21 protein-coding genes are annotated in these 18,126 nt (G+C 61.7%); 10 read left to right on the top strand and 11 right to left on the bottom strand.

The window, feature by feature from the left end:
- Positions 1-5: 5 nt before the first annotated feature.
- The gene (locus I2G20_RS01690) at positions 6-1,664 is read right to left on the bottom strand and encodes an ABC transporter ATP-binding protein (RefSeq protein ID WP_196257938.1); all 1,659 of its coding nucleotides are present in this window, start codon (positions 1,662-1,664) and stop codon (positions 6-8) included.
- Between the two features lie 315 nt (positions 1,665-1,979).
- On the opposite strand from I2G20_RS01690, the gene I2G20_RS01685 reads away from it, so the two are divergent.
- Positions 1,980-3,467, top strand: coding sequence for an MDR family MFS transporter (locus I2G20_RS01685; protein ID WP_196257937.1), 1,488 nt, complete (start codon positions 1,980-1,982; stop codon positions 3,465-3,467).
- 46 nt (positions 3,468-3,513) lie between these two features.
- Here the strand turns inward: I2G20_RS01685 and ychF are convergent, their stop codons facing one another.
- The 6 genes from ychF to I2G20_RS01655 all read right to left on the bottom strand — a co-directional run bounded on the left by ychF (position 3,514) and on the right by I2G20_RS01655 (position 7,899).
- Positions 3,514-4,611, bottom strand: coding sequence for a redox-regulated ATPase YchF (ychF, locus tag I2G20_RS01680; RefSeq protein WP_196257936.1), 1,098 nt, complete (start codon positions 4,609-4,611; stop codon positions 3,514-3,516).
- Between the two features lie 77 nt (positions 4,612-4,688).
- Positions 4,689-5,396, bottom strand: a complete 708-nt coding sequence (pth, locus tag I2G20_RS01675) for an aminoacyl-tRNA hydrolase (RefSeq protein ID WP_196257935.1) — start codon at positions 5,394-5,396, stop codon at positions 4,689-4,691.
- 60 nt (positions 5,397-5,456) lie between these two features.
- Entirely contained in the window at positions 5,457-6,077 is a 621-nt protein-coding gene (locus I2G20_RS01670) for a 50S ribosomal protein L25/general stress protein Ctc (protein ID WP_246472748.1), read from the bottom strand.
- A gap of 118 nt (positions 6,078-6,195) precedes the next feature.
- On the bottom strand, positions 6,196-6,450 hold the full coding sequence (locus I2G20_RS01665) for a hypothetical protein (protein WP_196257933.1): 255 nt from the start codon (positions 6,448-6,450) through the stop codon (positions 6,196-6,198).
- 56 nt (positions 6,451-6,506) lie between these two features.
- A complete protein-coding gene (locus I2G20_RS01660; protein WP_196257932.1) occupies positions 6,507-6,767 on the bottom strand; it encodes a hypothetical protein in 261 nt (86 codons plus the stop codon).
- A gap of 199 nt (positions 6,768-6,966) precedes the next feature.
- Positions 6,967-7,899 (bottom strand): ribose-phosphate pyrophosphokinase, encoded by a 933-nt coding sequence (locus tag I2G20_RS01655; protein WP_196257931.1) that lies wholly within the window; start codon positions 7,897-7,899, stop codon positions 6,967-6,969.
- A 259-nt stretch (positions 7,900-8,158) separates the two neighbouring features.
- On the opposite strand from I2G20_RS01655, the gene I2G20_RS17135 reads away from it, so the two are divergent.
- Positions 8,159-8,653, top strand: a complete 495-nt coding sequence (locus I2G20_RS17135) for an SH3 domain-containing protein (protein ID WP_246472746.1) — start codon at positions 8,159-8,161, stop codon at positions 8,651-8,653.
- A 41-nt stretch (positions 8,654-8,694) separates the two neighbouring features.
- Here the strand turns inward: I2G20_RS17135 and I2G20_RS01645 are convergent, their stop codons facing one another.
- Entirely contained in the window at positions 8,695-9,138 is a 444-nt protein-coding gene (locus tag I2G20_RS01645; RefSeq protein ID WP_196257930.1) for a hypothetical protein, read from the bottom strand.
- Between the two features lie 137 nt (positions 9,139-9,275).
- Between I2G20_RS01645 and I2G20_RS01640 the strand changes: the two genes are divergently transcribed.
- Complete coding sequence (locus I2G20_RS01640; protein WP_196257929.1) at positions 9,276-9,488, top strand: hypothetical protein; 213 nt, start codon at positions 9,276-9,278, stop codon at positions 9,486-9,488.
- Here the strand turns inward: I2G20_RS01640 and I2G20_RS01635 are convergent.
- Positions 9,409-10,380, bottom strand: a complete 972-nt coding sequence (locus tag I2G20_RS01635) for a DMT family transporter (protein ID WP_196257928.1) — start codon at positions 10,378-10,380, stop codon at positions 9,409-9,411. The genes I2G20_RS01640 and I2G20_RS01635 overlap by 80 nt on opposite strands.
- Positions 10,381-10,579: 199 nt before the next feature.
- Between I2G20_RS01635 and I2G20_RS01630 the strand changes: the two genes are divergently transcribed.
- The 5 genes from I2G20_RS01630 to I2G20_RS01610 are packed head-to-tail and all read left to right on the top strand — an operon-like array spanning position 10,580 to position 14,488.
- Positions 10,580-11,338 (top strand): SDR family oxidoreductase, encoded by a 759-nt coding sequence (locus I2G20_RS01630; RefSeq protein ID WP_196257927.1) that lies wholly within the window; start codon positions 10,580-10,582, stop codon positions 11,336-11,338.
- Complete coding sequence (gene uvrC / locus I2G20_RS01625) at positions 11,335-13,212, top strand: excinuclease ABC subunit UvrC (protein WP_196257926.1); 1,878 nt, start codon at positions 11,335-11,337, stop codon at positions 13,210-13,212. Before I2G20_RS01630 ends, uvrC begins: the two co-directional genes overlap by 4 nt.
- 6 nt (positions 13,213-13,218) lie before the next feature.
- On the top strand, positions 13,219-13,788 hold the full coding sequence (gene pgsA / locus I2G20_RS01620; protein ID WP_196257925.1) for a CDP-diacylglycerol--glycerol-3-phosphate 3-phosphatidyltransferase: 570 nt from the start codon (positions 13,219-13,221) through the stop codon (positions 13,786-13,788).
- The gene (gene moaD / locus I2G20_RS01615; protein ID WP_196257924.1) at positions 13,785-14,036 is read left to right on the top strand and encodes a molybdopterin converting factor subunit 1; all 252 of its coding nucleotides are present in this window, start codon (positions 13,785-13,787) and stop codon (positions 14,034-14,036) included. Before pgsA ends, moaD begins: the two co-directional genes overlap by 4 nt.
- A 5-nt stretch (positions 14,037-14,041) precedes the next feature.
- Positions 14,042-14,488, top strand: a complete 447-nt coding sequence (locus I2G20_RS01610; protein WP_196257923.1) for a molybdenum cofactor biosynthesis protein MoaE — start codon at positions 14,042-14,044, stop codon at positions 14,486-14,488.
- A 34-nt stretch (positions 14,489-14,522) separates the two neighbouring features.
- Here the strand turns inward: I2G20_RS01610 and I2G20_RS01605 are convergent, their stop codons facing one another.
- Positions 14,523-15,413: a branched-chain amino acid aminotransferase gene (locus tag I2G20_RS01605; protein ID WP_196257922.1), complete on the bottom strand. Its 891-nt coding sequence runs from the start codon at positions 15,411-15,413 to the stop codon at positions 14,523-14,525.
- Positions 15,414-15,582: 169 nt separating this feature from the next.
- Here I2G20_RS01605 and I2G20_RS01600 point away from each other — a divergent pair, with 169 nt between their 5' ends.
- Positions 15,583-16,080 (top strand): MarR family winged helix-turn-helix transcriptional regulator, encoded by a 498-nt coding sequence (locus tag I2G20_RS01600; protein ID WP_425502599.1) that lies wholly within the window; start codon positions 15,583-15,585, stop codon positions 16,078-16,080.
- Between the two features lie 13 nt (positions 16,081-16,093).
- A complete protein-coding gene (locus I2G20_RS01595; protein WP_196257920.1) occupies positions 16,094-16,927 on the top strand; it encodes an undecaprenyl-diphosphate phosphatase in 834 nt (277 codons plus the stop codon).
- Here I2G20_RS01595 and I2G20_RS01590 read toward each other — a convergent pair.
- Positions 16,883-18,040, bottom strand: a complete 1,158-nt coding sequence (locus I2G20_RS01590; protein WP_196257919.1) for an AI-2E family transporter — start codon at positions 18,038-18,040, stop codon at positions 16,883-16,885. The genes I2G20_RS01595 and I2G20_RS01590 overlap by 45 nt on opposite strands.
- Between the last annotated feature and the right edge of the window lie 86 nt (positions 18,041-18,126).

Below are 18,126 nucleotides of genomic sequence, written 5' to 3'. Positions count from 1 at the left end.
TGGCTTTATCCGGCGCCGGGTTCGATCCGGACGACATTGTCATCCGGTCCGATGACCGAGAGCCGATGGGTGATGGCGATGATGGTGATCTGGCCACAGATCGCGCGCAGGCCGCCCATGATGTCTTTTTCGGTCTCCTCATCGAGGGCCGAACTCGCCTCGTCCAGCAGGAGGATTGCCGGATCGTCGTAAAGAGCCCGGGCGATCGCTATGCGTTGGCGCTCCCCTCCGGAAAGCTTGAGGCCGCGTTCTCCCACCACGGTATCGAACCCATCGTCGAGTCCGTCGATGAAATCGAGAATTGCCGCGCGGGCGGCGGCGCGGCGCATGCGGTCCTCGTCCTGGGGGCGTCCGAGCGCGATGTTGGTGGCGATCGTATCGTTGAGCAACACGATTTCCTGCGGCACCGCCGCCACGGCCAGAAACCACTCCCTTCGCGAGATCGCGTTGAGATCGGTCCCGTCGATGGTGATCGCACCGCTTTCGGGCGCAATGGCCTTGAGCAGTAGCTTGAAGAGGGTCGATTTGCCCGCTCCGGTGTCGCCCGTGACGTAAGTCACGGTGCCCCGGCTGGCGGTGAAGCTTATTGCCTCGACCCCGCGCCCATTGGCGTATCTGAAGCCGACGCCATCGAAACGCACCTCGCCATTTTGTAGGACGAGCGGTGCCGGATTGTCCGGCGCGGCATGAGCCGGCGCGTTCCACATCCGCGCGAAGGGCAGGAATCGGGAATAGGATTGGGCCGCCTGCTGCAGGGCCTGCCCGACCATCTGGAAGGGCACGTTGAGTTGGAGAAGCAGGGTGTTGAACAGGACAAGCGCGCCAATGGTCAGTTCGCCCGCCGCCACGCGCGGCACCAGCAACCAGAATGTCAGCGCCAGTTGCGCACCGAGCGCCAAGCCAAAAGCCAGCGCGAAGCGGGTATGGGCGAGCGCGTAGCGTTTCCAGCCGGCCAGCGCCAGCGCCTGCCGGTGCCGGAACTGGCCGATCATCCAGTTTTCCGAATTGAACTGGCGCAGGGTGTCCATGGCGCCAATGGCGTTGCCGACGAATCTCGCGCTGTTCTGGGATTGCTCGACCGCAGCGTCGAGGTGGCGGCGGGTAATTTTCGCGGAGAAATAGACAAGGGTGATATAGACCGCGCCGTAGCCGAGCACGATCGAGGCGATGTCGAGGCTCAACATCGTGCCCAGCACGGCAATGCTCAGCGCAACCTGTGCCCCGCCCGGCAGCAACGCATTCAGCCCGAACTGAACCAGGACGTTGAGCGCGCCATCGCCTTTCTCCTTTGCGCTTTCGATTTCGGTAGGATTGTGATCGAGGAAAAAGCTCGCATCCTTTTCGATCAGCCGCTCGAAAAACGACGTGGAGATGATGAAGCTCAAGCTCTCCGCGCTCATGAAGGTAAGGAATGCCGCGGCGCGTTGCAGGGTGAGGGAAAGGCCCATGAGCCCCGCATAGGCGACGAACGCCCAGACCAGACCGCTCATCGCCGCGTCTGCATCGATCCGGTCGATCAGGACCGAAAAAAGATAGGGTGCGCCGATGGCCGTCACGGCTCCGGCGAGCGTTGTCACCATCACGATGGCCAGCGTCAGGCGGGACGTCGTGATATAGCGCCCGAGAATATGGCCCAGGGGCGGGAAAACGAGATTTACATCCATGAGTTGGATCGCCCTCGAAGGTTGGGCAAATTTGACTAAGCCATTTTCGCGCCGATCACAACCGGGCATGGAACCAGGAGGGTTGCCCTGTTCGCAAAAAAAAGCGCGTGCCGGTGTCACAATCGGCTACGCATATACGTCGTAACGAGGGTACGAACACCCATGTGCCTTTTGTGCCACGCTCGCATGAGCGAGACACAAAATCGGGGGCGACGGGTTGACGCAGTTCAAGTTTGAGCTTACGTGCCACGCCCCGCTCGCTTTCGGCCAGAGCGGATGTATGATTTGAGCCCGGCCGTGAGAGAGGTGACCCTTATGTCAGATCCCCAACACGCCTCACACGACCCGGCCGGAACCGAAATCGATGCAGCCACGGCGCGCCGCAACTGGGTCGTCATCGCCGTCCTTCTGGTTTCGACCTTCGTTGTCATTCTCAACGAGACCATCATGGGCGTGGCATTGCCGCGCCTGATGGATTCGCTCGGTGTCACGGCGAGTGCCGCGCAGTGGCTGACCACGGCGTTTCTTTTGACGATGGCTATCGTTATCCCGATCACGGGCTTTCTGATCCAGCGCTTCAATTCGCGGCCGCTGTTCATGCTGGCGATGGTGCTGTTCAGCGCCGGTACGCTCCTCTGTGCGCTGGCGCCCGGGCTCGAAATGCTGATTTTCGGGCGCGTGGTGCAGGCTGCCGGTACGGCGATCATGATGCCGCTCCTGATGACGACGGTGATGACGCTTGTGCCGCCCGCGCGACGAGGGCGCACGATGGGCAATATCTCCATCGTTATCTCGGTTGCGCCCGCGCTTGGCCCTACGATCTCCGGCCTCATCCTCAACTATCTCGACTGGCGCTGGCTGTTCTGGCTCATCCTGCCGATCTCGCTCGGTGCGCTGGCGCTGGGCTGGCGGCTGATGCAGAACGTCACGACCCCGCGCTATGCACCGCTCGATATCCTTTCGGTGGTGCTTTCGGCGCTCGGGTTCGGTGGGCTGGTGTACGGTCTTTCGACCATAGGGGAAGCCGGGCATGGCGAATTGATCCTGCCGCTCTGGGTGCCGTTGGTTATCGGCGGGGCCGGACTGGCACTGTTCATCTGGCGTCAGGTGATCCTGCAACGCAAGGACGGCGCCTTGCTCGACCTCAGGACGTTCGAGTTCAAAACCTACTCGATCGCGCTGTGGATGATGGCGATCAACATGATGGCCCTGTTTGGCATGATTATCCTGTTGCCGATCTATACGCAGAACGTCCTGGGTCTCGATACGCTGCAGACCGGGCTCCTGTTGTTCCCCGGCGGTCTCCTGATGGGTCTGATGGCGCCGTTTGTCGGACGCTGGTACGACAAGGTGGGCCCGGCGCCGCTGGTCATTCCCGGCTCAATTCTCGTTAGCCTCGTGATGTGGTCTTTGACCCAGGTCGGGCCCCACACACCGGTGCCCTATGTGCTGGCGGGGCATCTGGCGCTCAGCCTTGGGCTGGCGCTGCTGTTTACCCCGCTGTTCAGCGCCGGCCTTGGGGCTCTGCCATCGCGGCTTTATTCGCATGGCAGCGCCATGCTGGGGACCGTCCAGCAGGTTTCCGGCGCGGCGGGCATTGCCCTGTTCGTCTCGCTGATGACGTTGCGGACCGAGACACTTCTGGGGGCGGGCGCCGACCAGACTCAGGCGCTTTCCGGCGGGCTGCAACTGGCCTTCCTTGCCGCCGCGATTCTTTCGCTGTTCGCGGTCATGGCGGCATTCTTCATCCGCCGCACCAGCGATCCCGATGTGCTTGCGGCGGAGCCGTCGCCGGCGGAATAAACGAAAAGGCGGAGATTTCGATCTCCGCCTTTTTTCTTGTCCGGCTTCAGGTGTTGAACTTGAAGAGCATCACGTCGCCATCCTTGACGACGTATTCCTTGCCCTCATCGCGCGCCTTGCCCGCTTCCTTTGCGGCGACTTCGCCACCCAGAGCGATGAAATCGTCATAGGCGATGGTTTGCGCACGGATGAAACCGCGCTCGAAATCGGTATGGATGACGCCGGCCGCCTGCGGGGCCTTGGTGCCCACGGGAATGGTCCAGGCGCGGGCTTCCTTGGGGCCGACCGTGAAATAGGTCTGGAGGCGCAACAGCTTGTAGCCCTCGCGGATCAGGCGGTTGAGGCCGGGTTCCTCGAGGCCGAGCGAGGCGAGGTAATCCTTGCGGTCCGATTCATCGAGCCCGGCCAGTTCGGCTTCGATCTCGGCACAGATGATCACCACGCGCGCGTCCTGCGTCTTGGCGTAGTCCTCGACCTTTTTGGTGTGCTCGTTTCCGGTTGCGGCGGCGCTCTCGTCGACATTGCAGACATAGAGCACAGGCTTTGCCGTCAGGAGTTGGAGTTCCTTGAACGGTTTTTCCTCTTCTGGCGACCGCTCGACATGTCGCGCGGGCTTGCCGTCTTCGAGCAGTACCTTGGCGCGCTGGACGAGTTCGAGGGCGACTTTGGCGTCCTTGTCGTTGCTACGGATTTTCTTTTCCAGGCCCGGAATGCGCTTTTCGAGGCTTTCGAGGTCGGCGAGCATCAGTTCGGTTTCGACCACTTCGGCATCGGCTATCGGATCGACCCGGCCCGCAACATGCACGATGTCGTCGTTCTCGAAGCACCGTAGCACATAGGCGATGGCGTCGCATTCGCGGATATTGGCGAGGAACTGGTTGCCCAGCCCTTCGCCCTTGGATGCGCCTTTCACCAATCCTGCAATGTCGACGAAGGACAGTCGGGCAGGGATTCTGCTCTGCGACTTGCCGATCTCGACCAGCTTGTCGAGCCGGGCGTCGGGAACCGATACCTCGCCGACATTGGGTTCGATGGTGCAGAACGGGAAATTCGCCGCTTGCGCGGCCGCTGTCTGCGTCAGGGCGTTAAAGAGCGTCGATTTGCCGACATTGGGCAGGCCGACAATACCGCATTTGAAACCCATAAGGTCCTCGTAAAAGTGGTCCGCTCTGCGGAGGGAGAGTTGAGCCTTACCTCGTGCAACGCACTGGCCGAGTCAAGTCAGGCTTTGTCCCCGAAGAGCTTTTTGAGCATGGCGGCCATCGGTCCGGTTTCCGGCACCTTGGCCTGCGGAGATGTCTGGCGCGCCTGGCGGACATGGCTCTGTGCCTTGGGGTTCGGCTTTGTTTGCTCCTTGCCGTCCGACGGCACGGCGAGCGCCAGTTTGTTCATCAGCCCCGCTGCATCGCCCTTGGCGAGTAATCCGGCATTTCTTGCCAGTGTGTCGAGCAGGGGGTCGAGCCATTCGGCGTCGATCTTGTGGAAGTTCGAAAGCACATAGGCGTGCACCCGGTCCTTGTGGCCAGGGTGGCCGATGCCCAGGCGGACGCGGATGAACGGGTTGCCGATATGGGCTTCGATGGATTTGAGCCCGTTGTGCCCTCCATTGCCCCCGCCGGCCTTGATGCGCACCTTGCCCGGCGCGAGATCGAGCTCGTCGTGAATGACCGAAATGTCGGCAGGGGTAAGCTTATAGAATTTGGCAGCCTGGCCCACGGCGTCGCCGGAGCGGTTCATGAAGGTCTGGGGCTTTAAAAGCAGCACCTTTTCGTCGCCGATCATCCCTTCGGAGAGGAGCGCCGAGAATTTGGAGCGGAAGGGTGGGAAATTGTGCTGACGGGCGATTTCATCGGCCGCCATGAAGCCGACATTGTGCCGGTGGCCGGCATATTCGGCGCCGGGATTGCCGAGACCTACAATAAGGTGCATCGCTTGACCCCGCTGGCAGTGTGAAAGGGTCGGCGGCAATGGCTGCCGACCCCGAAGATATTATTCGGCTTCGTCGTCGCCTTCGCCTTCGCCGGCGGCACTGCCTTCGGAAGAGCGCAGCGCGGACGGAGCAGCGATGGTCGCGATGGTGAAGTCGCGATCAGTGATGGTCGCGGTCACACCCTTGGGAAGGGTGATCGCCGAAATGTGAATCGAGTCGCCGACTTCAGCCTTGGCAAGGTCGACAACGAGATATTCGGGGATCGAATCCGCCGGCACGTTGCACTCGACGGCGTGGCGCACGATGTTGAGCACGCCGCCCTTCTTGAGGCCGGGAGACTTTTCCTGGTTCTCGAAGTGCACCGGCACTTCAACGGTCAGGATCGAGTTCTTGCCCACGCGCAGGAAGTCGACATGCACGAGAAAGTCGCGCACGGGCTCCAGCTGGTAGTCCTTCGGGATCACGCGGTGCTTTTCACCATCGACATCGATCTCGATGACGTGGCTGAGAAAACCACCTTCGTGAATCTTGCGGAAAGCGTCCTTGTAGGACAGGGCAATCGACAGGGGAGGCTTTTTATCGCCGTAGATAACGGCAGGAACCAGACCATTGCGGCGCAGTTCACGAGCGGCCCCCTTGCCCACTCGATCCCGCACCGAAGCCTTAAGCTCGACGCTCATGGAAATCATCCATTGGGTTGGTGCGTTTCCTCAAAAGAAACGCGCGCCCATCCTCCAGGGGTGATGAGCGCTTCATGGGCGGGGTCTATATATGAGGGAAAGCCCAAGGGCAAGAGCCTCAGGGGTTCTGGTCCTGCCGCACCACGACGACGGTTGGCGAGAAGAGGGGCGGGGTGCGATTGAGCGATTCCCGCTGGGCTGCGCGCCGGTCGAGGTCGAGCTGCATCATGCAGTTGGCGAAGGCCTCGCTGCCTTCGACAAAGCCATAGCCGCGGCAGGTCTGCTGATCGCGAATCCGGCGTTCCTCGGCCGAAACGGTACAGCCGGCGAGGACGATTGCGGCAAGTGCGGCGAGACTGAGCGATCTGAGCATCCGGACCTCACTGTTTAATCGGAATTCAAGCCGCTTACCGCGCGATTGCGGCCAGATTATTCCTCGGCATCCGCAGCGAACAGGCCACGCACTGCCAATTCCGCCCCCGTCGCATCGAGCAGCAGCTTGGCGCGCTCGGTCAATTCACCGTCTGCTGCGTGATGGACACGGAACAGCCGGCTTTCGCTATACCGCTTATGCATGTGCAGCAGCATCTCGTCGTCCCATTGGGGAATTTCGTCGAGAAGCGCCTGAAGTTCGGCCTGAGCTTGCGGACGAGGGCGAACATGCCGCCCACCGGAGGGAGGATTTACCACTGAAACTTCCACATACGCAGCGCGCGCGCCTAGAGACTGCATGGGCCACCGGCTATTCTGACAAGAAGAAAATGCCGGAGGCGGTCCCAGGTTCCGCGAGCGCGCCGTGTTTGTGGCTGAGTCGTGCCGAAAGGTCAAAACCCGGTTGCCGGGCATCAAGGAGTCGGGCGCGCCCCAAAGGCCTCTGCGCGAGTCCGGCTTAGTCGAAGAGGCTCGACACCGACTGCTCGGAGGCCGTACGGGCAATGGCCTCGCCCATCAGATGGGCAATCGAGATGTGGCGGATCTTTTTGACCTCGCGCACGGCATCGGTCATCTCGATGGAATCGGTCGTCACCAGCTCCTTGAGCCGGGAGTCGGAGATGCGCCTGGGTGCCTCACCGGACAGCACGCCATGGGTGATATAGGCGGAAACCTCGCTGGCACCGGCATTGAGCAGGGCTTCTGCTGCGTTGACCAGTGTGCCGCCGGAATCCACAATGTCGTCGATCAGGATACAGGATTGACCCTCGACATCGCCGATGATGTTCATCACCTCGGAAACGCCGGCGCGCGGGCGGCGTTTGTCGACGATGGCCAGTTGCGCGCCGATGCGGTTGGCCACGTTGCGGGCCCGCAGCACGCCACCGACGTCGGGCGAGACGATCATCACCTTGGAGGTGTCGTAATTTTCCGCGATGTCCCGGGTCAGGACGGGCGCGGCATAGAGGTTATCGGTCGGAATATCGAAAAAGCCCTGGATTTGCGGTGCGTGCAGATCCAGGGTCAGAAGGCGGTTGGCGCCGGCGTGGGTGATGAGGTTGGCCACGAGCTTTGCCGAGATCGGGGTGCGGGGGGCCGATTTCCTGTCCTGGCGCGCATAACCGAAATAGGGGAGAACCGCCGTGATGCGGCGCGCCGAGGAGCGGCGCAAGGCATCGATCAGGATCAGCAACTCCATCAGGTGGTCATTGGCCGGATAGGAGGTGGACTGGAGAACGAACACGTCCTCGCCGCGAACGTTTTCGTGGATCTCGACGAAGATTTCCTTGTCGGCGAAACGCTTGACCGATGCGTCGGTGAGGGGGATTTCGAGATATTCCGATACGGCTTTTGCCACGGTGAGGTTTGAGTTGCCCGTCACCAGTTTCATGGTCCGCCCCGATCTCGCCCTTTGCCGGTGCCGCCAAAGCCCGGCTCGTATGCGGGGCACCTTTAGCGGTTAGGTTCCGGCCGGGCAATATGACTTTTGCATGAAATATGAATGCAACATTTCCTGTTGCCCAAATGCGCCCGTCATTAGGCCCCTCCCGCGCATAAATGGTCCGTTCAGCCTCGGTTCAGTTGCCATGGGCTTATATGGCCTCAAGACGCCGGAAGCCGGCGTCAGCAACATCACAGGGAGAAGCGAGATGGCTCTCAGGAAAAATATGGTCAGAGGCGGTCTGGCCGCGCTCATGACTTTGGTGATGACGGTCGGCGCCTATGCCTGGACGGCCACCGCCACCACTTCGGTTAACGTACGCTCGGGTCCGGGCACCAACTTCCGCGTCATCGACGTATTGCAGCGCGGCCAGCAGGTTGAGGTGGAATACTGCCGGGGCAGCTGGTGCTTTGTAGATCAGGGCCGGTATGGCCCCAACGGATGGGTTTCGGCCAACTATCTGGCGCAGAGCCACGTGCCGCCGCGCCCGCCACACTGGACCCCCAATCCGCCGCCTCCGCCGCATTGGAATCCGTATCCTCCGCGTCCGCCGCACTGGAACCCCTATCCTCCGCGCCCGCCGCATTGGAACCCGTACCCTCCGCGGCCACCGCACTGGGGTCATCCCCGGCCGCCGCACAACCCCGGCCATGGCCAGGTGTGCTTCAACGGCCCTAACGGTTACGTGTGCATCGGTAACTGATGCGGGATAGACAGGCCGGAGCCTCGTGCTCCGGCCTTTTTTTAGGGCGCGGCGATGCGCTCGATGTCGATTCCCTGATCGGCCAGCCTGGCCTTCAGATTGCGGTAGAGCACGGTGTTGATGCCATAAAGAACCACCGCGCCGATGGCGATGGTGATCACGAAATCCCGGGTGCCCGCGCCTTCGATGGCAAAGCCGAGCGCGACAAAGAACGTGACGATACTGCCGATGGCGCCGACATAAAAACGCTTGTCGCTTTCGGCCTTCACCTGGCGTGCTGCCGAGATGAGCGTATAGCGCTGCTCATCCTTTGCCATTGCTGCGAGCGGATCGGGTACGCCCTCATGCTCCATTGCGTTGAGGTAGGCGTCGGCCCGTTCCTCGATGCGCTTTTCGAGCCGTGCGGCGTTCCATTTGTGCAGCATCAAGTTGCCGATGATGGTGATGGCCGCCAGCACGATGGCCCCGTAAAGAAGTATGATCACCTGCCAGACCTTCCTGCTTTTCGTTTAGTGTCCAGATGCGAAACTTTGGACCGTTATTCAAGAGTGGATAGGTTTCGTTCAGCTTTGGGTCATGCTGGTCGCGCTATGATGAGACCTGCAAGCGAGGAGATATCGAAATGACACTCAGGCGCTGGAGCTTTGCATTTTTGCAGCTTGGCGGGCTTCTTCTGGCGATCGGGCTGTTGCCGGCGATCGCCATGATGGCCGTTGCGCCGGGCGCCGATGCGATGGTGCCCGTGCTGCTGAGCCTTACGGTCGCGCCGCTGGGGGTGGTGTGCTTCCTGGTTGGGGTGGGGATGTGGATGGTTGCGCTGAAGCGGCCGCGCTGAGTCTCGCCCGACGCGCCAGTTGCTGTTCGCGCCACATGACCGCCAGTCCGGCGCAAACGATGACAATCGCTCCAAGCAGCGCGAAGCCCTCGATGATCGTGCCGAACACCACAAAGCCCAACGTAATGGCCCATGGCAGCGAGAAATAGTTGAAGGGCTGGAGCACACTCGCCGGGGCGTAACGCATGGAAACCATGACGAGCCCGTGGGCAATGCACATCGTGACGCATAGTCCCGACACGGCCAGAATGTCCTCGATCCGCATCGGCTGCCAATGAAAGAGGCCTACCGCCGTCGTCATCGCCAGGCCGACTGCGCCGACGTAAAAGATCGATGTGGTCGTGGAATCGACGGCGGCAACTTTGCGCGTGAAGACGAGATAGAGCGCGAAGGTGGCCGCGCTCAGCAGGCCATAGATCACCCCGATTTCCACGGCAGCAAAGCCGGGTCGAAGTATGATCATTGCACCGGCAAAACCGGCGAGCACGGCTCCCGCTCTGAACGGGCCGACGCGCTCGCCTAGGAAGGGTATGGCAAACAGGGTCACCAGCAAGGGGTAGGTCATGATGATCGCGCCCAGATCGCCCAATGGCACGGTTTTCAGCGCTTCGGTGAAAAGCCAGATGTCGAGCACCAGCAATATGCCGCGCGCGATTTGCCAGAACGGGGCCGAGGAGGCAAAGGCGCGCCGGATCGGGCCCTGGCGCATCACCAGCCAGAATGAGAACAGCGCGAATGCCCAATACCGGATCATCACGATCTGAAAGGCGGAATAGTCCTGAACGAGAATCTTGGTCAGGACGTCCTGGATGCCGAACACCGCGGTCGCGATCAGCAGGAAGGCGACGCCCTTGCCGACATTGGTTTGAGCAGCAAATGGCGCGGTGTTCATATCTGGTACCAAGGGGCAGGCGCTGATATCGCCTGCTAGGGGAGAGTGGTCGGACCGGGGCGGTGTTGACCGGAAATCTGGATAGCTCTTTGAAGATTGTTTGGCTACACCGTTCTTGAGGCGCGGAACGCACCGGGTAGACTCGTTGCGAACGTCGCGATTCGCACCTATCTCGGGCGCGGTCCAATAGGAGAATGCCATGAAGGGCGCGGCCCTCGTCACCGGAGCGGCAGACAGGATTGGCGCAGCCATTGCAACGCGGCTAGCAGCCGAGGGCTATGGCGTGGTCATCCATTATCGCTCGTCCGGTGAAAAGGCCGAGGAGCTGGCCGAAGCGATCAGGGGCGATGGCGGCGTGGCCGATATCGTCCGCTGCGACCTTGGCAATCGGGCGGACCGCATGGGCCTCATTGCGTCGGCCGCCGCCATCCATGGCCCGCTCACCGTGCTGGTCAACAATGCCTCGGCTTTCGAGCCCGACAGCGTCGATACTTTGCACGAGGACCTCTGGGACCTGCACATGGCGCTGCATGGGGAGGCGCCCGTCTTTCTGGCGCGCGATTTCGCTGGCCAGCTTCCGGACGGCGCCAGGGGCAATATCGTCAATATTGTCGACGAGCGCGTGCTGCGGCTCTCGCCCGACTATTTCTCCTATACGCTTTCGAAGTCCCTTTTGTGGACCGCGACGCGGACGCTTGCCCAGTCGCTCGCGCCCCGCATTCGGGTCAACGCGATCGGTCCCGGTCCCACGCTGGCCAATCCGCGGCAATCCGAGGAAGAATTCCGCGCTTCGCAGGAGCGCCTTCCGCTAGGCGATGGCGCGACACCCGAGCAGATCGCCGATGGTGTAGTCACGCTGCTGATGCTTGAGGCGATGACCGGGCAGATGATCGCGCTCGACGGGGGCGAACACCTCGAGTGGAGCCCGCGCAACGAGCCGACGCCGCGCAGACAATGACAGACCAGCTCGACCGGACCGGCCCCGACATTATCAGGCGTTTCGTCAAGACCCTGCCCAGCGGGCCGGGGGTCTACAGGATGCTCGATGAGGGCGGCAACGTCATCTATGTGGGCAAGGCGCGCAATCTCAAGGCGCGGGTCACCAACTACACCCGTTACGAGGGCAATTCGGTCCGCATCAACCGGATGATTTCAGCTACGCGCTCGATGGAATTCGTGCGCACCGAGACCGAAGCGGCCGCGCTGCTGCTCGAGGCCAATCTTATCAAGCGCCTGAAGCCGCGCTTCAATGTGCTGCTGCGCGACGACAAGAGCTTCCCCTATATCCTGATTGCAACCGATCACGAGGCGCCCGAGCTGGCCAAGCATCGCGGGGCGCGGCGGCGCAAGGGGCATTATTTCGGGCCGTTCGCATCCGCTGTTGCGGTCAACCGTACGATCACAGCGCTGCAAAAGGCCTTCCTGTTGCGCAATTGCTCGGACAGCTTTTATGCAGCGCGCACACGACCCTGCCTGCAACACCAGATCAAGCGCTGCTCGGCGCCTTGCACCGGCGTTATCTCGGTTCCCGATTATCAGGCCCTCGTCGAGGAGGCGCGGGACTTTTTGTCGGGCAAGTCCAAGGCGGTGCAGGATCATCTGCAAAAGGAGATGAACGCCGCCGCCGAGGGGCTCGATTTCGAGCGGGCCGCCATGTTGCGCGACCGGTTGGGGGCGTTGGCGCTGATTCAGGGCGGCGGCGGGGTCAACGCGCAAACCGTTGCCGAAGCCGATGTGTTCGCAATCCATCAGGAAGCGGGCAATTTCTGCGTGCAGGTGTTCTTTTATCGCGCGCATCAGAACTGGGGCAATTATGCCTTTTATCCGCGGGCGGACGAGAACCTGTCGCTCCCTGAGGTGCTGGAAGCGTTCGTTGCGCAGTTCTATGAAAACCGCACGCCACCCGCGCTCGTTCTGCTGTCCGAAGATCTGGCCGAGGCCGAGGTGCTGCGCGAAGCCCTCTCGGTGCGCGCTGACCGGTCCGTCAAAATCGAGACGCCGAGGCGTGGCGAGAAACGCGTACTGGTCGAAAACGCACTGACCAATGCCCGCGAAGCGCTGGGGCGGCACCTTTCGGATTCCGCGAGCCAGCGCAAGCTGCTCGAAGCGATGGGCGAGACCTTTGGGCTCGAGGAAACCCCGCGCCGGATCGAGATTTACGACAACTCGCACATCCAGGGCACCAATGCGGTGGGCGCGATGGTCGTTGCGGGGCTGGAAGGGCTTTCAAAAAAGCACTACCGGACCTTCAATATCAAATCGAAGGACCTTACGCCCGGCGACGATTTCGGGATGATGCGGGAGGTCCTCACCCGCCGCTTCACGCGCCTTGCCGCCGAAAGCGAAGTGGATGCCGAGGACGAGGCGACCGGCATGCCCGATTGGCCCGACGTGCTGTTGATCGATGGCGGTGCAGGGCAGACCAATGCGGTCAAGGCCGTGCTCGCCGAAATGAACCTGCCGCGCGAGGTGACGATCATCGGTATCGCCAAGGGCGAGGAACGCAATGCCGGGCGCGAGACTTTCTTCATGGAGGGCCGCGAGCCGTTCATGCTGCCCGCCCGCGATCCCGTACTCTACTATGTCCAGCGCCTGCGTGATGAGGCACACCGCTTTGCCATCGGCACGCACAGGGCGCGGCGGAAAAAGGAAATGGTCAAGAACCCTCTCGATGAGATCGAAGGGATCGGCCCGACGCGCAAGCGCGCGCTGCTCCAGCATTTCGGCTCGGCCAAGGCCGTATCGCGCGCGGCTGTCTCCGATCTGGCCGCACTGCCCGGCATCTCGACGGCCATGGCGCAAATGATCTACGATCATTTCAACCGGAGTTGACATACGATGAGCGAAACCCGCTTCGATATGGCAAGACTGCCGAACTGGCTGACCTATGGGCGCATTGCGGCCATCCCGCTGATCATGGCTTTGCTTCTGGCCGGGCATCCAGCGGCGCGGTGGATGGCGTTGCTGCTTTACGCCGCTGCCGCGGTGACCGACTTTTTCGACGGGTATCTGGCGCGCAAGTATGGGACGGTTTCGCCCATCGGACGTATGCTCGATCCGATTGCGGACAAACTGCTGGTCGGCGCGTTGCTGCTGGTCTTCTGCTTTGATGGCTCCTTCGGCGTCTGGGACCTGATCCCGGCGACCGTCATCCTGATGCGCGAGATTTTCGTCTCCGGCCTGCGTGAGTTCATGGGGACCGAGAAGATCGTCGTGCCGGTTTCAAAGCTCGCAAAATACAAGACGACCGTGCAGCTCGTGGCGCTCGGCGTCGTCATCGCCGAGCCGCTGATCCCGGGGATGCGGGAGGTCTCCGACATCCTGCTCTGGGCGGCGGCAATTCTCACCGCGATCACCGGTTGGCAGTATTGGGCGGGCGTGACATCGCATCTGAAGGCGAAGGAATGAAGGTTCTCTATTTTGCCTGGCTCCGCGAACGTCTCGACCGCGATAGCGACGAGATCGACATTCCGGCCTCCGTCGAGACCGTTGCCGATCTGATGGATTTTCTCGCCGCAAGGGATGAGGGCTTTGCGCTAGCTGCTGAAAACCGCGCCCTTATTCGCGCCGCGGTCGATGAAGAACTGGTCGACCACGATGCTTCGGTCAGGGGCGCGCGGACAGTGGCGTTGTTTCCACCGATGACCGGCGGCTGAGCGCCATGCGTGTCCGCCTGCAGGCTGAGCCCTTCGATCCCGGCGCGGAAAGCAACGCCTTTTTGGCGCGGGCCAGGGGTGCAGGCGCGTCTGTTACGTTCACCGGTCTCGTCCGCTCGTTGGCCGGCGATCCGATCGAGTCGATGACGCTTGAGCATTACCCCGCCCTTGCGCAGCGCCAGCTCGAAACGCTGGCCGGCGAAGCGATAACGCGGTTCAGCCTGATCGATGCCGATGTTATCCACCGCTTCGGCACGCTCTATCCCAATGAACCGATCGTGCAGGTCATGACATTGGCACCGCACCGGCAGGCGGCATTCGACGGGGCCAATTTCATCATGGACACCCTCAAGACCGACGCGCCGTTCTGGAAGAAGGAAAAGCGCGCGCAAGGAGAGGTCTGGGTTGAAGCAAAGTCCGGAGACGATGCGGCGGCTGCGCGGTGGAAATGAAAAGGCCGGGAACTTGCCCGGCCTTTCCTGAACCTTACTCGGCTGCCGCCCGTTTGGGCTGGACTTCGGCCATATAGGCTTCGACCAGCGTGCGGCAGGCTTCGGCCGGGGTGAAGCGGTATTCACCCACTTCGGAAACCGGGGTCACTTCCGCGGCCGTGCCGGTCAGGAAGCATTCGTCGAACCCTGAGAGTTCCTCGGGCTTGATGTGCCGCTCGGTGACCGTATAGCCGTTGGCCTTGGCCAGCGCGATCACGGTGCGGCGGGTTATGCCGTCGAGGAAGCAGTCAGGCGTGGGGGTGGTGATTTCCTTGCCCTTGACGAAGAAGACGTTGGCCCCGGTGGCTTCAGCGACATAGCCGCGATAGTCGAGCATCAGCGCGTCGGCATAGCCTGCGTCCATGGCGGCGTGCTTTGAGAGCGTGCAGATCATGTAGAGACCGGCAGCCTTGGCCTTGCAGGGAATGGTCTCGGGCGAAGGGCGCTTCCAGGGCGCCCAGTTGAGGCGGATGCCCTTGAGGCGATCTTCGGTGGTGAAGTAGCTCGGCCAGACCCAGGCGGCGATGGCGAGGTGGACCTTGTTGTCGCGCGCCGGCACCGAGATGGTCTCGGAGCCGCGCCAGGCGACCGGGCGCATATAGGCATCCACAAGATTGTTCTTCTCGAGCACCTGGCGGCAGGCCTCATCGATCTCGTCGGCGCTGAAGGGTATTTCGAAGTCCAGCGTACGGCCCGAGGCGATCAGTCGGTCGGTGTGCTCGCGCAGCTTGTAGACCTGTCCTCCATAAGCGCGCTGGCCCTCGAAAACGCTGCTTCCATAGTGGAGGCCGTGGGTGAGGACATGGATCTTGGCGTCTTGCCAAGGAACCATTTTCCCGTTGTACCAGATCCAACCTTCTCGCTGATCCATTGGCACGGTGGCCATTTTTTTCTCCCACTCATTCAATTGTGTAAAAGATGCACTGCGACGGTGCACTTGTTACCGATAATGCCGCACTCTCGCACCACTTGGCAAACTAAAGCGCCTCTGGAATAAGTCTCGGAACGGCAATGCGTGTGGATGGACGATGCCAGCACAATCAATAAATGTCAACATGGCTGACGTAAATTCGGCAATTTACGATTTCCCCGAAATGCCGATCGACGTGATGGGGCTGTTCTTCTTTGCCTATCGCGATTTTGTGCGCGATGCCGATGCGCTGCTGGAAACGCAGGGGTTCGGACGTGCCCACCACAGGGTGATCTATTTCGTCAATCTCAGGCCAGGTATGACGGTTGCCGACCTGCTCGACATCCTGCGCATTACCAAGCAGAGCCTTGCGCGCGTGCTGCGGCAATTGATCGACAATGGCTATGTCGCCCAGAAGCATGGCGACACCGACCGGCGCCAGCGGCTGCTATTCCCGACGGAAAAAGGCCGCGATTTCTTCGAGGTGTTGAGCGCCACCCAGGCCCGGCGCATCGAGGCTGCGTTCTCCGCCCTGCCCGAAGAGGTACGCGAAGCGGTAAAGACCTTTTTCATCGAAATGACAGAGCCCAGCGACAGGCATCTGCTCAAGACGCTCAGGCTCGACGACCACCTTTCTTCGTAACGGATTTCTCATAATGGATCTCATCGAAACTGTTTTCCTTGCCCTCGTGCAAGGCATCACCGAATTTTTGCCGATCAGTTCCTCGGCGCACCTCATCCTCGGACGGGCCGTGCTCTCGGCGATGGGGCTGGCGGTTGCCGGCATGAGCGCCGCCGAAGAACTTGCGCTCGATATCGCGCTGCATGTGGGTTCGCTCGGCGCGGTGTTCATCTATTTCCGGCACGATATCGTCCTGTTGCTTCAAGGTCTCGTCGATGGGGTGACGGGCAAAGGCGGCACGCGGTTCCGGCTCTTGCTCGTCCTTATCGTCGCGTCGCTGCCCATCGTCGTGATCGCCGTTCTGGCCAAGGACCTTGTCACCGAGAGCGGCCGGTCGGTGACGATCATCGCCTGGACCACGCTTCTCTTCGGCATCCTGCTCTGGTTCGCCGACCGCCGCGAGCAGATAAAAGGTGATATCGAAGCACTTTCGTTCCGCGATGCCCTGATCGTGGGGTTTGCCCAGTGCCTTGCCATCATACCGGGCGTTTCGCGCTCGGGAATATGCATGACAGCGGGGCGCTTCGTGGGGCTCGACCGGCCGCTCTCGGCGCGGCTCGCAATGCTGCTTTCGATCCCGACGATCCTAGGAGCCGGTCTCCTCGCCGGGTACGATCTTTACAAAGGCGGCAATGCGGAGCTGACGGGCACGGCGGTGTTCGGGGGCGTGCTTGCGTTTTTCACTGCCTGGGCAACCATTGCGCTCTTGATGGGCTGGCTCAAGCGCCAGACCTATACGCCGTTCGTCGTCTACCGCGTCGTTCTAGGCGTCCTGCTTCTCGGCCTCGTCTATAGCGGCTTCCTTTAACCGCGTTCGCGAAGCCTCGACCGGAGGCGGGATGGGCGGTGTCGCAACGCCGGCGCCGCCCTTTTCAGGCTCGGGCACATCGAGGTCGCGAACCCATTCGCGCCAGAGCGAGACGAGAAGGGCCATCAGGACCGGCCCGATGAACAGGCCAACCATGCCCATTGTCTTCACCCCGCCCACGAGACCGAAAAAGGTGGGCATAAAGGGCAGCTTGATCGGTCCGCCGACAAGCTTGGGCCGTAGCGTCTTGTCCACGATGAAGAGTTCTACCGAACCCCAGGTGAACAGCGCGATACCCTCGATCACCGAGCCGGACGCGATAAGGTAGATCGAGACCAGCGTGAACGAAAGCGGCGCGCCGCCCGGGATCATGGCGGCAACGCCGGTGATGACGCCGAGCAGGACCGGCGATGGTGCGCCGGCAAGCCAGTAGGCGACGCCAAGCACAATGCCTTCACCGATGGCGATGATGGTCATCCCCGTGACGGTGGAACTGATCGTTGCCGGCACGACGCGCGAAAGCCGGTTCCAGCGCACGGGCAGAATGCGCTCGCCGAACTTGTCGAGCTGCGCGGCAAACCCCGCGCCATCGCGATAGACAAACAGCAGCGCGATGATCATGAACAGAAGGTTCAGCGCGAGATTGAGCACGTTGCCGCTGGCGGCGAGAACGGTCTGGTAGATATTGACCACATTGGCGCCGCCGAAGACGGCCACGTACTGGGCAAGCGCGCCGGGGCGCCCGATATAGATGTCCCATTGCTCGATAGCCCACTCGCCGACAAGCGGCAGGGTCGCGAACCAGGCCGGCGCGGGGGCGCCGAAGGTATTGGTCGCAACGCCCCAGGCGATCAACTGGCGCGCCTCGCCTAGGGCATAGCTGAGCGCCCAGAAGATCGGGACGAGGATGAACAAGACGATGACGACGATCATCAGGCTGGCCGCGAGCGTGCGGTTGCCGCCGCACAAGGAGAGGACGCGGCGAAAGACCGGCCAGCTGGCAAAGCCGATGATCAGCGCGGCGAGCACCGGCACGAGGAAGCTATGGAAGAAATAGACGCTGGCGAGCAGGATCAGGATGATCAGTCCGCGCGCCGCAAAAATCGGCGGCATGAGTGCGCCGCGTGAGGAATTGGGGAGGCCCAGAAGGCGTGGCTCGCGGGGTGGGGGGATTTGTCCGAGTTCGGTCAACGGTGTCT

It is taken from the genome of Pelagibacterium limicola (assembly GCF_015694405.1).
Lineage (GTDB): Bacteria > Pseudomonadota > Alphaproteobacteria > Rhizobiales > Devosiaceae > Pelagibacterium > Pelagibacterium limicola.
This window is presented reverse-complemented; position numbering and strand designations above follow the sequence as displayed.

Coding starts and splice junctions, on each gene's coding strand:
- I2G20_RS01690 (WP_196257938.1), bottom strand. CDS start 1,664: ATGGATGTAAATCTCGTTTTCCCGCCCCTGGGCCATATTCTCGGGCGC.
- I2G20_RS01685 (WP_196257937.1), top strand. CDS start 1,980: ATGTCAGATCCCCAACACGCCTCACACGACCCGGCCGGAACCGAAATC.
- ychF (WP_196257936.1), bottom strand. CDS start 4,611: ATGGGTTTCAAATGCGGTATTGTCGGCCTGCCCAATGTCGGCAAATCG.
- pth (WP_196257935.1), bottom strand. CDS start 5,396: ATGCACCTTATTGTAGGTCTCGGCAATCCCGGCGCCGAATATGCCGGC.
- I2G20_RS01670 (WP_246472748.1), bottom strand. CDS start 6,077: ATGAGCGTCGAGCTTAAGGCTTCGGTGCGGGATCGAGTGGGCAAGGGG.
- I2G20_RS01665 (WP_196257933.1), bottom strand. CDS start 6,450: ATGCTCAGATCGCTCAGTCTCGCCGCACTTGCCGCAATCGTCCTCGCC.
- I2G20_RS01655 (WP_196257931.1), bottom strand. CDS start 7,899: ATGAAACTGGTGACGGGCAACTCAAACCTCACCGTGGCAAAAGCCGTA.
- I2G20_RS17135 (WP_246472746.1), top strand. CDS start 8,159: ATGGCTCTCAGGAAAAATATGGTCAGAGGCGGTCTGGCCGCGCTCATG.
- I2G20_RS01640 (WP_196257929.1), top strand. CDS start 9,276: ATGACACTCAGGCGCTGGAGCTTTGCATTTTTGCAGCTTGGCGGGCTT.
- I2G20_RS01635 (WP_196257928.1), bottom strand. CDS start 10,380: ATGAACACCGCGCCATTTGCTGCTCAAACCAATGTCGGCAAGGGCGTC.
- I2G20_RS01630 (WP_196257927.1), top strand. CDS start 10,580: ATGAAGGGCGCGGCCCTCGTCACCGGAGCGGCAGACAGGATTGGCGCA.
- uvrC (WP_196257926.1), top strand. CDS start 11,335: ATGACAGACCAGCTCGACCGGACCGGCCCCGACATTATCAGGCGTTTC.
- pgsA (WP_196257925.1), top strand. CDS start 13,219: ATGAGCGAAACCCGCTTCGATATGGCAAGACTGCCGAACTGGCTGACC.
- moaD (WP_196257924.1), top strand. CDS start 13,785: ATGAAGGTTCTCTATTTTGCCTGGCTCCGCGAACGTCTCGACCGCGAT.
- I2G20_RS01610 (WP_196257923.1), top strand. CDS start 14,042: ATGCGTGTCCGCCTGCAGGCTGAGCCCTTCGATCCCGGCGCGGAAAGC.
- I2G20_RS01605 (WP_196257922.1), bottom strand. CDS start 15,413: ATGGCCACCGTGCCAATGGATCAGCGAGAAGGTTGGATCTGGTACAAC.
- I2G20_RS01600 (WP_425502599.1), top strand. CDS start 15,583: ATGGCTGACGTAAATTCGGCAATTTACGATTTCCCCGAAATGCCGATC.
- I2G20_RS01595 (WP_196257920.1), top strand. CDS start 16,094: ATGGATCTCATCGAAACTGTTTTCCTTGCCCTCGTGCAAGGCATCACC.
- I2G20_RS01590 (WP_196257919.1), bottom strand. CDS start 18,040: ATGCCGCCGATTTTTGCGGCGCGCGGACTGATCATCCTGATCCTGCTC.